This window comes from Ensifer sp. Root142 (assembly GCF_001426785.1).
GTDB lineage: Bacteria > Pseudomonadota > Alphaproteobacteria > Rhizobiales > Rhizobiaceae > Ensifer > Ensifer canadensis.
The window spans coordinates 155,665-168,871 of sequence record NZ_LMFK01000044.1 but is presented as its reverse complement, the minus strand read 5'-3'; the positions used below and the strand labels follow the sequence as shown (position 1 = coordinate 168,871).

General features: G+C 60.8%; 15 protein-coding genes. 10 read left to right on the top strand and 5 right to left on the bottom strand.

Annotated elements, in window-relative coordinates:
* Positions 1-48 precede the first annotated feature (48 nt).
* Positions 49-1,419 (top strand): MlaD family protein, encoded by a 1,371-nt coding sequence (locus ASD52_RS29345; protein ID WP_025427209.1) that lies wholly within the window; start codon positions 49-51, stop codon positions 1,417-1,419.
* 91 nt (positions 1,420-1,510) lie between these two features.
* Positions 1,511-2,128, top strand: a complete 618-nt coding sequence (locus ASD52_RS29340; RefSeq protein ID WP_025427208.1) for an ABC-type transport auxiliary lipoprotein family protein — start codon at positions 1,511-1,513, stop codon at positions 2,126-2,128.
* A 7-nt stretch (positions 2,129-2,135) separates the two neighbouring features.
* Here the strand turns inward: ASD52_RS29340 and ASD52_RS29335 are convergent, their stop codons facing one another.
* On the bottom strand, positions 2,136-2,408 hold the full coding sequence (locus ASD52_RS29335) for a BON domain-containing protein (RefSeq protein WP_025427207.1): 273 nt from the start codon (positions 2,406-2,408) through the stop codon (positions 2,136-2,138).
* 156 nt (positions 2,409-2,564) lie between these two features.
* Here ASD52_RS29335 and ASD52_RS29330 point away from each other — a divergent pair, with 156 nt between their 5' ends.
* Positions 2,565-2,741 carry a hypothetical protein gene (locus ASD52_RS29330; RefSeq protein WP_156407975.1) on the top strand — a complete coding sequence of 59 codons (177 nt, stop codon included), beginning with the start codon at positions 2,565-2,567 and terminating at the stop codon, positions 2,739-2,741.
* Positions 2,742-2,952: 211 nt separating this feature from the next.
* Here ASD52_RS29330 and hemF read toward each other — a convergent pair whose 3' ends face one another.
* The gene (hemF, locus tag ASD52_RS29325) at positions 2,953-3,864 is read right to left on the bottom strand and encodes an oxygen-dependent coproporphyrinogen oxidase (RefSeq protein ID WP_025427205.1); all 912 of its coding nucleotides are present in this window, start codon (positions 3,862-3,864) and stop codon (positions 2,953-2,955) included.
* A gap of 298 nt (positions 3,865-4,162) precedes the next feature.
* Between hemF and ASD52_RS29320 the strand changes: the two genes are divergently transcribed.
* On the top strand, positions 4,163-4,423 hold the full coding sequence (locus tag ASD52_RS29320; RefSeq protein ID WP_025427204.1) for a hypothetical protein: 261 nt from the start codon (positions 4,163-4,165) through the stop codon (positions 4,421-4,423).
* Between the two features lie 6 nt (positions 4,424-4,429).
* On the opposite strand, the gene soxR is transcribed toward ASD52_RS29320, so the two are convergent.
* On the bottom strand, positions 4,430-4,909 hold the full coding sequence (gene soxR / locus ASD52_RS29315; RefSeq protein ID WP_025427203.1) for a redox-sensitive transcriptional activator SoxR: 480 nt from the start codon (positions 4,907-4,909) through the stop codon (positions 4,430-4,432).
* Between the two features lie 78 nt (positions 4,910-4,987).
* Between soxR and ASD52_RS29310 the strand changes: the two genes are divergently transcribed.
* On the top strand, positions 4,988-5,563 hold the full coding sequence (locus tag ASD52_RS29310; protein ID WP_025427202.1) for an NADPH-dependent FMN reductase: 576 nt from the start codon (positions 4,988-4,990) through the stop codon (positions 5,561-5,563).
* Positions 5,564-5,640: 77 nt separating this feature from the next.
* Here ASD52_RS29310 and ASD52_RS29305 read toward each other — a convergent pair whose 3' ends face one another.
* Together ASD52_RS29305 and ASD52_RS29300 are read right to left on the bottom strand one after the other, a co-directional pair.
* Positions 5,641-6,102, bottom strand: a complete 462-nt coding sequence (locus ASD52_RS29305; protein WP_057208691.1) for a tRNA (cytidine(34)-2'-O)-methyltransferase — start codon at positions 6,100-6,102, stop codon at positions 5,641-5,643.
* Positions 6,103-6,108: 6 nt separating this feature from the next.
* Complete coding sequence (locus ASD52_RS29300; RefSeq protein WP_025427200.1) at positions 6,109-6,681, bottom strand: GNAT family protein; 573 nt, start codon at positions 6,679-6,681, stop codon at positions 6,109-6,111.
* Between ASD52_RS29300 and ASD52_RS38930 the strand changes: the two genes are divergently transcribed.
* The 5 genes from ASD52_RS38930 to ASD52_RS29280 all read left to right on the top strand — a co-directional run bounded on the left by ASD52_RS38930 (position 6,669) and on the right by ASD52_RS29280 (position 13,175).
* Entirely contained in the window at positions 6,669-7,112 is a 444-nt protein-coding gene (locus tag ASD52_RS38930) for a hypothetical protein (protein WP_144239149.1), read from the top strand. The two genes, ASD52_RS29300 and ASD52_RS38930, sit on opposite strands and share 13 nt — an antisense overlap.
* Positions 7,096-8,949 carry an ABC transporter ATP-binding protein gene (locus ASD52_RS29295; protein ID WP_057226406.1) on the top strand — a complete coding sequence of 618 codons (1,854 nt, stop codon included), beginning with the start codon at positions 7,096-7,098 and terminating at the stop codon, positions 8,947-8,949. The genes ASD52_RS38930 and ASD52_RS29295 overlap by 17 nt, the downstream gene beginning before the upstream one ends.
* Positions 8,950-9,070: 121 nt before the next feature.
* On the top strand, positions 9,071-10,936 hold the full coding sequence (locus ASD52_RS29290; RefSeq protein WP_038576142.1) for an ABC transporter ATP-binding protein: 1,866 nt from the start codon (positions 9,071-9,073) through the stop codon (positions 10,934-10,936).
* Positions 10,937-11,301: 365 nt separating this feature from the next.
* Positions 11,302-11,880 (top strand): ubiquinol-cytochrome c reductase iron-sulfur subunit, encoded by a 579-nt coding sequence (gene petA / locus ASD52_RS29285; RefSeq protein ID WP_025427197.1) that lies wholly within the window; start codon positions 11,302-11,304, stop codon positions 11,878-11,880.
* A gap of 14 nt (positions 11,881-11,894) precedes the next feature.
* Positions 11,895-13,175 carry a cytochrome b/b6 gene (locus ASD52_RS29280; RefSeq protein WP_025427196.1) on the top strand — a complete coding sequence of 427 codons (1,281 nt, stop codon included), beginning with the start codon at positions 11,895-11,897 and terminating at the stop codon, positions 13,173-13,175.
* Positions 13,176-13,207 lie beyond the last annotated feature (32 nt).

Below are 13,207 nucleotides of genomic sequence, written 5' to 3'. Positions count from 1 at the left end.
GAAGCAGAAGAACGGCCGATAGGATGGCCACTGAGGTAGTCGGGACGAATGGAAACTAAAGCGAACTACGCCATTGTCGGCTTCTTCACGGTGTTCGTGATCGCGGCTGCCTTCGGCTTCGTCTACTGGATGTCGCAATACGGCCGCAGCGGCGAGATGGTCGAGCTGGTCGTCAACATTCCGGGTTCCGCCAACGGGCTCTCCGTCGGCTCGCCTGTTCGCTTCAACGGCATTCCCGTCGGCTCGGTGCGCAATCTGGCGATCGACGCCAACGATCCGCGTTACTCGATTGCTGTCACGGAAGTCTCCATCGATGCGCCCGTGCTGAAATCGACCAAGGCGACGCTCGAAGTGCAAGGTTTGACGGGTTCTGCCTATATCGAGCTGAGCGGTGGCAACAAGGGCGATGAGAACATCCTGCGCAGCGCCGTTGAAAATGGTACGCAGGCGCGCATTCTTGCCGACCAGTCGAGCGTCACCAGCTTGCTCGCGACAGCGGACAAGATCATGGACCGCGCCGACGATGCGATCAGCGACATCCAGGGCTTCGTCAAGGACGTGCGCGGCCCCCTGACCAGCACGATCGGCAATGCCGAGAAATTCTCCAAGGCGCTTGCCGACAATTCCGGCGCAATCGACGACTTCCTGAAAAGCGTGACCGAGCTTTCGGCATCGATCAATGCCGCGTCGAAGAAGCTTGATTCGACCCTTGCCTCGGCCGACGTGCTGGTGAAGTCGGTCGATCCGAAAAAGATCGATCATATCGTCAGCAACGTTGAGCAGCTTAGCAATGACCTGAAGGCCGCCTCAGGCGGCGTTTCCGAAACCATTGCAGCGTTCAAGCGCACGGTCGAGACCTATGACCAGTTCGGCAAGAATGCGCAGAAGACGCTCGAGCGCGTCGATACGCTGGTGGCTGCCGTCGACAAGCAGAAGGTCGAACTTGTTGTCAACGACATTTCGGCAGCAAGTGCCGACGCCCGCAGGACGGTCGCCAACATCACGCAGTTTGCCGAGAAGATCACGGCGCGCCAGCAGGACATCGATCGCACGATCACCGACGTGACCCAGATGGCCAGCAAGCTGAATGCTGCCTCCAGCCGCGTCGACAGCATCCTCGTCAAGGTCGATGGGTTCCTCGGCGATGCCGACGCACCGTCGCTTTCGGCCGAGGCGCGCACCACGCTCGAATCGTTCCGCAAGATGGCCGACAACCTCAACGCCCAGATCGGCCCGATTGCAGACAATCTGAAGCGGTTCTCCGGCTCCGGCCTTCGCGATGTCGAGGCACTGGTGACCGATACACGTCGCACCGTGCAGAGCCTCGAGAATACGATTTCGACATTCGACAAGAATCCGCAACGCCTGCTGTTCGGCGGCGAAACAGTCAAGCAATACGATGGTCGCACCCGACGCTGAATCAGGTAAGACAAAGCCGGGTGGGGCCGGCGGGTTGCTTTCATTAAAGAGCGCTCTAAGGTGCTGCGAATTGGACAAGGGTTTGGGCAGTATGAATTTTCCGGGGCTGGTGTGTATGCGTGAGACGGGAGCGAAACGCTCTGCCCTGGTTTTCACGCTGGCTGTCTTGTTGGCCGGGTGCGGCGCCGGTGCTGCCGTCAACGATACATTCAGCCTTTCCGCGTCGCCGGTCGTCGAAGGACGGGCTGCGACCAGCAAGCAGATACTCGTGCCGGAACCGACGGCGCTGAAAGCGCTCGACAGCGACCAGGTCGTCATCCGTCTTTCCGGTTCGGAGCTGCAGTATCTGTCCAAGGCACAATGGAGCGACCGCCTGCCGCGCATGGTGCAGGCAAAGCTGGTTCAGGCGTTCGAGAATACCGGCAAGGTGGCGGGCGTCGGCAAGCCCGGCGAGGGGCTGGCGATCGACTATCAGGTGATCAGCGAGATCCGCTCCTTCGAGATCTCGACCGAAGGCGCCGATACGGCGGTCGTCGAGATCTTTGCAAAGATCGTCAATGACCGGAACGGCACTGTGCGGGCGCAGAAGGCATTCCGCGCCACGGCCGGCGTCAAGGGCACCGGCAACCCGGCCTTCGTCAGGGCCCTCGATCAGGCGTTCGCGACGGTCGCATCCGAGATCGTCGGCTGGACGCTCGGTTCTATCTGAGCCAGTCCTATCTTCCCTCTGCCGCCTCGATGCGGTTGACCACTTCTGCCACCCCCTTCGTCAGTCTTGCGGCCTCTTCGGCGCGGGCGGATTCGGCCTTCGTGGCGACATGCCCCGCAAGCACGATCGTATTTCCCTGGCAGACAACCGTGACGTCGGATGCATCGAGCCCGGGCGTCACCGCAAGGCCATGCGCCACGCGACGTTCCAGCTCGGCGGGGTGATCCCCGGTGCTGCGATCCGGTTCGCTGCCGTGAAATGTGCGCTTCTTGAAGATCATGGTCCGGCCCCCTTCCTCGATGGAAGGACAACGCGGCGCTCGACGATTTGTTCAGCTGTTCCAATCGAAACAGCGCAATCCAGGCTTTCGTGCGATGGCTCGGACATGCGGATCGCACGTCATTCCTGGCCGCAGAATTCGAACGGGGAACCATTCATGCGCCATTCTCTCTTCGCCGTCGCGCTCGCGATGACGACTGTCATTGCTCTCGCCATTCCGGCAAAAGCCGGCAACTACAGCTACGGTTATCGACAGACCTGCGTGGTCAAGACGGTGCAGACCTATGGCGCCTATGGCCGGGTGGTGATCAAGAAGGTGCGCATCTGCAAATGACGTCCGCGCACCTTCGGTTTCGTTCAAAAGGAGCCTCAGAAACGCTCTATCTCTTCATTTCCAAGTATTTCCTGACGGAAACCGCTTCGCACTTTTCCTACAGCGCCGCGCGTCTTATGAGACGCGCAAAGGTCGCTGTAGCACCTTGAGTTGCTGCGTGTTTTTATCCTTAAATCGAATAGGATTTAAGGAAACATGCAGTAGAAATTTTTTAGGGCCAGCGCACGACCGGGGGCAGGGACGAGAGGATCGACTCGACATTGCCGCCGGTCTTCAGGCCGAAGATGGTGCCGCGGTCGTAGAGCAGGTTAAACTCGACATAGCGGCCGCGACGCACGAGCTGCTCGTCGCGATCTTCCTCGGTCCAGGGCGTATTGAAATTGGTGCGCACGATCTTGGGGTAGACAAGCGCGAACGCCTTGCCGACATCACGCGTGAAGGCGAAGTCCGCGTCCCAACCGCCTTGCTCGGCCGGAGACTGAAGCCAATCGTAGAAGATGCCACCGGTCCCGCGCGGCTCGTTGCGGTGCTTCAGGAAGAAGTACTCGTCGCACCACTGCTTGTACCTGGCGTGATCAGCCACCGAGTGACGGTTGCAGGTGATCTCCATCGCGCGGTGGAACAGCTGCGTGTCAGGGTCGGTCATGACGCGGCGGCGGTCGAGCACCGGCGTCAGGTCTGCGCCACCGCCGAACCAGTTGCTGGTGGTGACGACCATGCGGGTGTTCATGTGAACGGCCGGCACATTGGGGTTCACGGGATGCGCGATCAGCGAGATACCCGATGCCCAGAAGCGTGGGTCTTCGCTGGCGCCGGGGATCTGCTCACGGAATTCCGGTGAGAATTCGCCGAAGACGGTCGAGGTGTGTACGCCGACCTTCTCGAAGACGCGACCTTCCATCATCGACATGCGACCGCCGCCGCCTTCGCCGCCGTCCCGGCTCCATTCCTTGCCGACAAAGCGGCCCGGTTCACGGTCGGACAGCGGGCCGGTCAGGTCGTCTTCGACAGCCTCGAAAGCGGCGCAGATCGTATCGCGCAGGCTTTCGAACCAGGCTCTGGCTGCTGCCTTCTTGTCTTCGATATCGGCAGGCAGCCCCTGGGGTAGTTGCGGTCGTTCCATGAAAATTTGTCCTGTTCGCGGCTTTGCGCGCCGGAAAGCCGCCGATTCGTTGATGTGGGCCACAGTTCATATTTCCGCCGGATTGGCAACGGCGGAGGGGCCATCGGGCTACTGCATAATTCCTTAAATCAGATTCGATTTAAGGAGAAAATTATGCAGCAAGTCTAAAGCGCTGCAGCGTCCTTTGCGCGTCATATTTGGCGCGCCGCGCTGCAGTCTGCCGCATCGTATGGGCGGTGTAAAACGGACTCGCAATGGCCCGATACTCACACTATCTTTACCTCCAGAGGTATGGCCCATGGCAAGAATACCCGCAGGTCCGCCGCTCGATGGTTTGCGGCGCCAGATCGCCCGGCATCGCCGGGACAATCCGACACGAGGCGATGGCCTTTTCGTGCGTGAAACCTTTCGGCTCGATCGAAGTGCGGCCCGCGCCAAGGCGCGCGAATGGTTCGATACCTGGCCAAAAGCCGCCTATTGGACCGAAGTGGAAAGCTGGCGCCAGCTCGACGGCGACGAGATCGAGTTCACCATGCGCCGCCTGCCGACTGCAGACTGAGGCCTCCTAGGGCTGGCCGTCCTCTTCCGTCGCATCCATCAGCCGAGGGCCGGCGCCTTCCATCGAGAGCACATCGTAGGGGTTGCGCAGCGGACATTCCCTGAGCGACAGACATCCGCAGCCGATACAGCTCGTCAGGTGGTCGCGTAGCGCCATCAGGCTGGCGATGCGCGCATTCAGTTGCTCGTGCCAGCTTTCCGACAGCCGAGCCCAATCCTGCACCGTCAGGGGCCGGTCGTCGGGCAGCACCGTCAGCGCCGCCTGGATTTCCGAAAGCGGAATTCCGGTCCGTTGCGCCACCTTGATCACCGCCACGCGCCTCAGCACGCTTCGGGGATAGCGGCGCTGGTTGCCGCGGCTGCGGTTGCTGCGGATCAGACCCTTGGCCTCATAGAAATGCAAGGTGGAAACGGCGACGCCGCTGCGTTCGGCGACTTCGCCGACGGTCAGTTCGCGTCGCATTTCGCTGTTTCTTACAATCGTCATGGCGGGCTATTGACCTCAACTAATGTTGAGGTTTTATAGCATGAGCTCCATGGAATTCACAACAAGGAGCTGATCCCCATGACAGAGAAAATGACGCTTGCGGTGATCTACGGCAGCGCCCGGCAGGGGCGCTTCTGCGACACGGTCGCCAACTGGCTGATCCGTGAGATCTCGGATTCGAACGTCTTCAATCTCACGGTCATCGATCCGGCACGGCTGAGGGCATCGCGCGGCGTCGGCGCCACGGTCAATCCCGGCGAGTGGCTGGAGCGCAAGGTGGCCGAAGCGGATGCCTTCCTGGTGGTGACGCCGGAATACAATCACGGCTACCCGGCCGCGCTGAAGGAACTGATCGATTCGGTCTACGAGCCGTGGCATGCCAAGCCCGTCGCCTTCGTCTCCTATGGCGGCGCTTCCGGCGGCATCCGCGCCGTCGAGCAGTTGCGCCAAGTCTTTGCCGAGCTGCATGCGGTGACGCTGCGCGACGGCGTCCAGTTTGCCAAAGCCTGGTCGAAGTTCGATGCGGCCGGCAACCTCTACAAGCCCGAGGAGCTGCGTGCGCCGCTGTTCCTGATGATGGATCGGCTCATCTGGTGGGCGCGGACATTGAAGCAGGCCCGCAAGGCGACGCCCTACAACGAGGTTGCCGCCTGAATTTTGGGGCGCTGCCGTTGGCCGCGCCCATCGTCACCCCCCATCGGGAAAGGCAGGGCATTACCATGCGATGTTTTTCAGAGCAGTTGCACTTGCCGGATCGCCTCGCCGGCGATCATCGCAGCAGACATGGCGACGTTGAGCGACCGTTGCCCCTCGGCCATCGGGATGAGGATGCGGCCTTCCGCGCGATCATGCACATGGTCTGGCACACCGGCGCTTTCCCGACCGAACAGCAGGATATCGTCGGGCCTGAATTCAAAGCGGGTATAGGGCTCGGCGGCCTTGGTGGAGGCGAGCACAAGCCTTCGGCCGGTCGGCACCCGCCACGCCTCGAACCGTTCCCAGTTGATGTGGCGGGTGAGGGTGACCGAGGCGATATAGTCCATACCGGCGCGCTTGAGATTGCGGTCGGAAAGGTCGAAGCCCGCCGGCTCGATGACATCGACGGCAAGGCCGAGGCAGGCAGCAAGGCGCAGGATCGTGCCGGTATTGCCGGGAATGTCGGGCTGGTAGAGGGCAATGCGGAGGTCACTCACGTCTGTTCACTTTTCTTGCGACTTGTCTTTTGCGGCGGAGAATTCATGCGCCAGAATCCCCATCATGATGTCGTCGTGCCAGGCGTCGTCGATCAGCGCCGTCTCTCGCTCTCGTCCCTCGACCGAGAAGCCGCATTTGCGGTAGCTGGCGATGGCGCGCTCGTTGAAGGCAAGCACGCGCAGCGAAACACGGTGCAGGCCGAGCGCGCCGAACGCATGCGCCAATACAAGCTTGGTGACGGCAGTGCCAAGCCCTTGGCCGAGCAATTTCGGATTGAAGATGCCGATGGCAAAGGAGGCGCGCCGGTCGACCCGGTTGATATTGTCGAGCCTGACTTCGCCAATTGGCCCGTTGCGATCGATGATCCAGGCAGCTGGATGCTCGACGAGGTGTTGCACCCACGCTTCTGCATCCGCTTGTCCGAAAGCGCGGGCGAAGGTGGCGCTGCCACCGAACATGCGGTGGATCTCGGGATCCCGCCCGAGCGCCAGTCGCGCCTCGACGTCGCCCCCTTGCGGCCGCCTCAGATGGAAACCTTGTCCTTTCAATTCGGGAGGGGGCGTCGATGATGCGTTCATATGCGTCTCCTACCAATGCCGGACGCGCCTGCCATGTGTCGTTTCCGTTTGATTTCGCGGTGTCTAATCTGTGCCGAATGAGCAACATCCGACCGAACGATGAAAAAACAGGCAGGAAAGTGCCTGCGACAATCTGGCATGTCGACGCGATTAGGGGTAGAGAGAACCTCTCTTCAACGCGAACCGACGGAGGCAATGATGACTGTATTGATGTTGACACGCCTTCCAGGAGTGATGGGCCACCGTTTGGCCTGACCGGTTCCGCGACTTATCTTTCAAGAGATCGATGCGCGCTTCCGGAACTCCGGAAGACAAACCGCTATGGCGGGCAGCATTTCCGGACTGAAATTTTCACGATAAAGAATGCGGGGCAAATTCCCGCCTTCCTTCAAAATACTCTGAAGGAGCAAGTCTATGTTTGGCTGGTTTGAATCCCGCCTCAATCCCTATCCGACGGAAGAGCCCGTGCTTCCGCCGAAGAGCCTTTTCGGCTTCTGCTGGCACTATTCCAAGCCCGCAGTTCCGTGGTTGCTCATCATGTCGGTCTGCACCATGCTCATCGCCATCGGCGAAGTGGCGCTGTTCCAGTTTCTCGGAAACATGGTCGACTGGCTGTCGAGTGCCAATCGCGACACCTTCCTGCAGGCGGAAGGTCACCGGCTGATCTGGATGGGCGGCCTGGTTCTGATCGGCCTGCCGCTGCTGGTGGCGATCGATTCGTTCATCATGCACCAGGTGCTGCTCGGCAATTACCCGATGATCGCCCGCTGGCAGATGCACCGCTATCTGCTGCGCCAGAGCATGACGTTCTTCGCCAACGAGTTCGCCGGCCGCGTGGCGACCAAGGTCATGCAGACCTCGCTTGCGGTTCGCGAAACGGTGATGAAGATCCTCGACGTCTTCGTCTATGTCGTCAGCTATTTCGTCACGATGCTGATCGTCGTTGCCGCTGCCGACTGGCGGCTGGTGACGCCACTCGCCGTCTGGCTGGTGATCTACATCTGCATCGTTACCTATTTCGTGCCGCGGTTGCAGAAGATTTCCAAGGAGCAGGCGGACGCGCGATCGATGATGACGGGCCGTATCGTCGACAGCTACACCAACATCGGCACGGTCAAGCTGTTCTCGCATGCAGGCCGCGAGGAAACGTATGCGCGCGCCGGCATGGACGGCTTCCTCGACACGGTGCATCGCCAGATGCGCAAGGTGACGCTGTTCCACGTGCTGGTCTACGCCAACAACAGCATCGCGCTGTTTGCAATCAGCGCGCTCGGCATTCACCTGTGGCTGACAAGTGCCATCTCGGTCGGCGCGATCGCGATCGCCGTTGGTCTGGCCATGCGCATCAACGGCATGTCGCAATGGATCATGTGGGAAGTCTCGGCGCTGTTCGAGAACATTGGCACTGTCTATGACGGTATCGGCATGATGACCAAGGCGCACGACATCGTCGACGAACCGGATGCCAAGGCGCTGAAGGCGGAAAAGGGTGCGATCACCTACGACAACGTCCGCTTCCACTACGGCAAGGCAAAGGGCGTCATCGATCACCTGTCGCTCGACATCAAGCCGGGCGAGAAGATCGGCCTGGTCGGACGCTCGGGTGCCGGCAAGACGACGCTGATGAACCTGCTATTGCGGTTCTACGACGTGGAGTCAGGCGCAATCCGGATCGACGGCAAGGATATCGCCGCCGTCACCCAGGATAGCCTGCGCGCCCAGATTGGCGTCGTCACGCAGGATACCTCGCTGCTGCACCGCTCCATTCGCGACAACATCGCCTATGGACACCCGGAAGCCGACGACGAGGCGATCACCGCGGCTGCGAAGCGGGCGAATGCCTGGGAGTTCATCCAGGCGCTCGAGGACAACCAGGGGCGCAAGGGGCTCGACGCCCAGGTCGGCGAACGGGGCGTCAAGCTCTCCGGCGGCCAGCGCCAGCGTATCGCGATCGCCCGCGTCTTCCTCAAGGACGCGCCGATCCTCGTCCTCGACGAAGCGACATCAGCGCTCGATTCCGAAGTCGAGCAGGCGATCCAGGAGAACCTGTTCGCGCTGATGGCTGGCAAGACGGTGATCGCGATCGCCCACCGCCTGTCGACGCTGACGGAAATGGACCGCCTGGTCATCCTCGAGGCCGGGCGGATCGTCGAAACCGGTTCGCATGCCGAACTCGTGGCCAAGGGCGGCCTTTACGCCGACCTCTGGTCACGCCAGTCGGGCGGCTTCATCGCCGACGATACCGAGAAGGAAGAAGCGGCGGAGTGATCCGCTGTGACCCTGCCGCCCATGCGGGCGGCGGGGTTTTGCCACGTCACCTAACGCATTTGTAATGCGCCCGATGGTGGAAACCGATTGCTGTTGCCGCCGAACCGCCTATATCGGAAACATGCTCAGCGCCATCGTCAGCATCTTTGAGAACTGGATCAAGCCGTTTGCGCCGCGCGAGCGATTGCAGCCGCCGAAATCGCTGTGGGGTTTTGCCTGGTTCTACGCCCGCCAGGCCAAAGGGCCGTTTCTGGCGATGGCCATCCTCGGGGGCCTTGTCGCCATGCTGGAGGCGGGGCTCTTCTACTTCGTCGGACGGCTGGTCGATCTGCTCGACACTGTGAAGCCCGAAGCGGGCTGGAGCGGGCTAATTTCCGCCAACGGGCCAGAGCTTCTGTTCATGTTGCTGACGGTGCTGGTGTTCCGCTTCGTCGCGGTGTCGCTGGCAGCCCTCGTCGAGGAGCAGTCGATCATCACCGGCTTCCTCAATCTCGTGCGCTGGCAAACCTACACCCACGTCGCTCGGCAATCGCTTTCCTTCTTCCAGAACGATTTTTCCGGCCGGATCGTGACGAAAGTCTGGTCCGGCGCGCAGGCGACCAGCGATCTGATCGTCTCGCTGCTGCAGGTCGTCTGGTTCATCGTCATCTATACCGCCTCGACCATGGCGCTCATCGCCCAGCTCGACTGGCGGCTGGCGGCAATGGTCGCGTTCTGGATCGTCCTCTTCCTGGCGCTGGCGCGCTACTTCGTTCCGCGCATCCGCAAGCACGCGCGCGATACGGCTGAAATGGCCTCGATGCTGAACGGGCGGATGGTTGATGCCTATTCGAACATCCAGACATTGAAACTGTTCGGTCGCGACGACGAGAACGACCGCTATATCCGCGCCGGCTTCGATCGCTTCCAGCGGGCGGTGATCCCCTTCACGCGGCTACTGACGGCCGTGCGTGCCTCGCTTGCGCTGCTTTCGGGCATGATGATCGCGGCCATCGCCGTCTATGCCATCCACCTCTGGCTTGGCGGTGCGATCAGTTCGGGTGCGGTTGCCTTCACGCTGGCGCTGGTGCTGCGACTCAACATGCTGCTCGGCCGGATGATGACGCAGTTCAACTCGATCATGCGCAACATCGGCACGATCCAGAATTCGGCTGAGCTCGTCTCCCAGGCGATCGGTCTTGTGGACAAACCGGATGCCAAGGAGTTGTCGGTCAGCGAGCCGGAAATCCGTTTCGAGCATGTGAAGTTCCATTACGGCAAGAGTGCCGGCGTCATCGACGACTTCTCGCTCGTGATCCGTCCAGGCGAAAAGGTCGGGATCGTCGGCCGTTCGGGCGCCGGTAAGTCAACGCTCGTTAACCTGCTGTTGCGCTTCTACGACCTCGAGGGCGGGCGCATCCTGATCGATGGGCAGGACATTTCGACGGTGAAGCAGGAATCGCTGCGCGCACAGGTCGGCATGGTCAGCCAGGACACCTCGCTGCTGCACCGCTCCATCCGGGACAACATCCTTTTCGGCCACCCGGATGCAACCGACAAGCAATTGATCATCGCAGCCGAGAGGGCCGAGGCCTACGAGTTCATTCTCGATCTCCAGGACCAGCGCGGCCGCAGGAGTTTCGATGCCCATGTCGGTGAACGCGGCGTCAAGCTTTCTGGCGGGCAGAGGCAGCGTATCGCGATTGCCCGCGTCATGCTCAAGGATGCGCCGATCCTCGTTCTCGACGAGGCGACGTCGGCGCTCGATTCCGAAGTCGAGGCGGCAATCCAGTCCAATCTCGACCGGCTGATGCAAGGAAAAACGGTGCTTGCTATCGCACACCGATTGTCGACGATCGCCGCTCTCGATCGGCTCGTCGTCATGGATAAGGGCCGGATCGTCGAGGACGGAACCCACGCCGAACTGATCGCTCGGGGCGGTCTTTACGCTGACCTCTGGTCGCGGCAATCCGGCGGCTTTCTGGCACGCGAAGAAGCGGCAGAGTAGGGCGGCCTCGTCGCCTTTTCTCCACCCTTCGAACGGCCGCCGGCCAACTGCAATGACGACCGTCAAGTCCTTGTGCCAATTGGCCGCGCTTTTCCCCGCGACAATCTGCCCACCCACCCTTGTCAAGGCTGGACATAATTTGCGATCAAGCATAGAACGCGCCGGATTGACGGGGAATCTGCGAGCCGTGTGCGCGCAGCACTTTTCGGATTCTGACGCCCGATAACGTGTTTGCAACAGCAAACCGGCTAAGGTGTCAGCACATTGATTGGGCGTGCTTCCTTGACCTAGGTGAAACCGCAAGGGCAGGGATCTCGCTGGGCGGATGCGGTTTCCGCAACATTGCGTGAGAGGATGGTTTAGCCGTGAGCGAACACGACATTTCAAGCGAGACCTCGGGCGAGCCCACTCGCCGCGATTTCCTTTACCTGGCCACCGGCATGGCGGGCGTCGTCGGCGCCGGCGCGGTCGCTTGGCCATTCATCGACCAGATGCGTCCGGATGCTTCGACGCTTGCTCTCGCCTCGATCGAGGTCGATGTGTCGAGCCTGCAGGCCGGCATGTCGCTGACGGCCAAATGGCGCGGCAAGCCGATCTTCATCCGCAACCGCACTGAGAAGGAAGTGGAAGAGGCCAAGGCGGTCGCTCTTGCCGACCTCAAGGATCCGGTTGCGCGCAACGCCAACCTTCCGACCGACGCCGAGGCGAACGATCTCGATCGCTCCGCCGGCGAAGGCAAGGAAAACTGGATCGTGATGATCGGCTCCTGTACCCATCTCGGCTGCGTGCCGCTTGGTCAGGCCGGTGATTTCGGTGGCTGGTTCTGTCCCTGCCATGGTTCCCACTACGATACGGCCGGCCGAATCCGTAAAGGTCCGGCGCCGGAGAACCTCGCCGTGCCGACCTTCTCGTTCGTTTCCGACACAGTTATCAAGATCGGTTGAGGGGACTACTGATAATGAGTGCTGAACATTCAACCTACACGCCAACGACTGGCATTGAGAAATGGGTTGATTCCCGTCTTCCGCTGCCGCGTATGATTCACGACAGCTTCATCAGCTATCCGGTTCCCCGGAACCTGAACTACGCATATACCTTTGGCGCCATGCTTTCCGTGATGCTGATCGTGCAGATCCTGACCGGTATTGTGCTGGCCATGCACTATGCCTCCGACACGACCGTTGCGTTCAACTCGGTCGAAAAGATCATGCGCGACGTCAACCACGGTTGGCTGCTGCGCTACATGCACGCCAACGGCGCATCATTCTTCTTCATCGCCGTCTACCTACACATCGCCCGTGGCCTCTATTACGGCTCGTACAAGGCACCGCGCGAAATCCTCTGGATCCTCGGCGTGGTCATCTACCTCCTGATGATGGCTGCCGGCTTCATGGGCTACGTTCTGCCCTGGGGTCAGATGTCCTTCTGGGGCGCGACCGTTATCACCGGCTTCTTCTCGGCCTTCCCCTTGGTGGGTGAGTGGATCCAGCAGTTCCTGCTTGGCGGCTTTGCCGTTGACCAGCCGACCCTGAACCGCTTCTTCTCGCTGCACTACCTGCTGCCCTTCATGATCGCCGGCGTTGTCGTGCTTCACGTCTGGGCCCTGCACGTCACCGGCCAGACCAACCCGACCGGCGTCGAAGTGAAGTCGAAGACCGATACCGTTCCCTTCACGCCCTACGCGACCTTGAAGGACGCACTCGGCGTCTCCGTGTTCCTGCTGGTCTATGCATGGTTCGTATTCTACCAGCCAAACTTCCTCGGCCATCCGGACAACTACATTCCGGCTGACGCTCTGAAGACGCCTGCCCACATCGTTCCTGAATGGTACTACTTGCCGTTCTACGCGATGCTGCGCGCCATCACCTTCAATGTCGGCCCGATCGACTCCAAGCTCGGTGGCGTTCTGGTGATGTTCGGCTCGATCATCATCCTGTTCTTCCTGCCATGGCTGGATACCTCGAAGGTGCGTTCGGCTGTCTACCGTCCCTGGTACAAGCTGTTCTTCTGGATCTTCGTGGTCAACGCCATCCTGCTCGGCTGGCTGGGTTCGCGCCCTGCGGAAGGCCTGTACGTTGTCATGTCGCAGATCGGCACTCTGTACTACTTCGGTTTCTTCCTCGTCATCATGCCGGTCCTCGGCCTGATCGAAACGCCGAAGCGCATTCCGAATTCCATCACCGAGGCGGTGCTTGAGAAGAAGAATGCGAAGGCACAGCCGGCCACCGCACGTGCCTGATCAGAACAGCGATTGATAAGGAACCCACAACA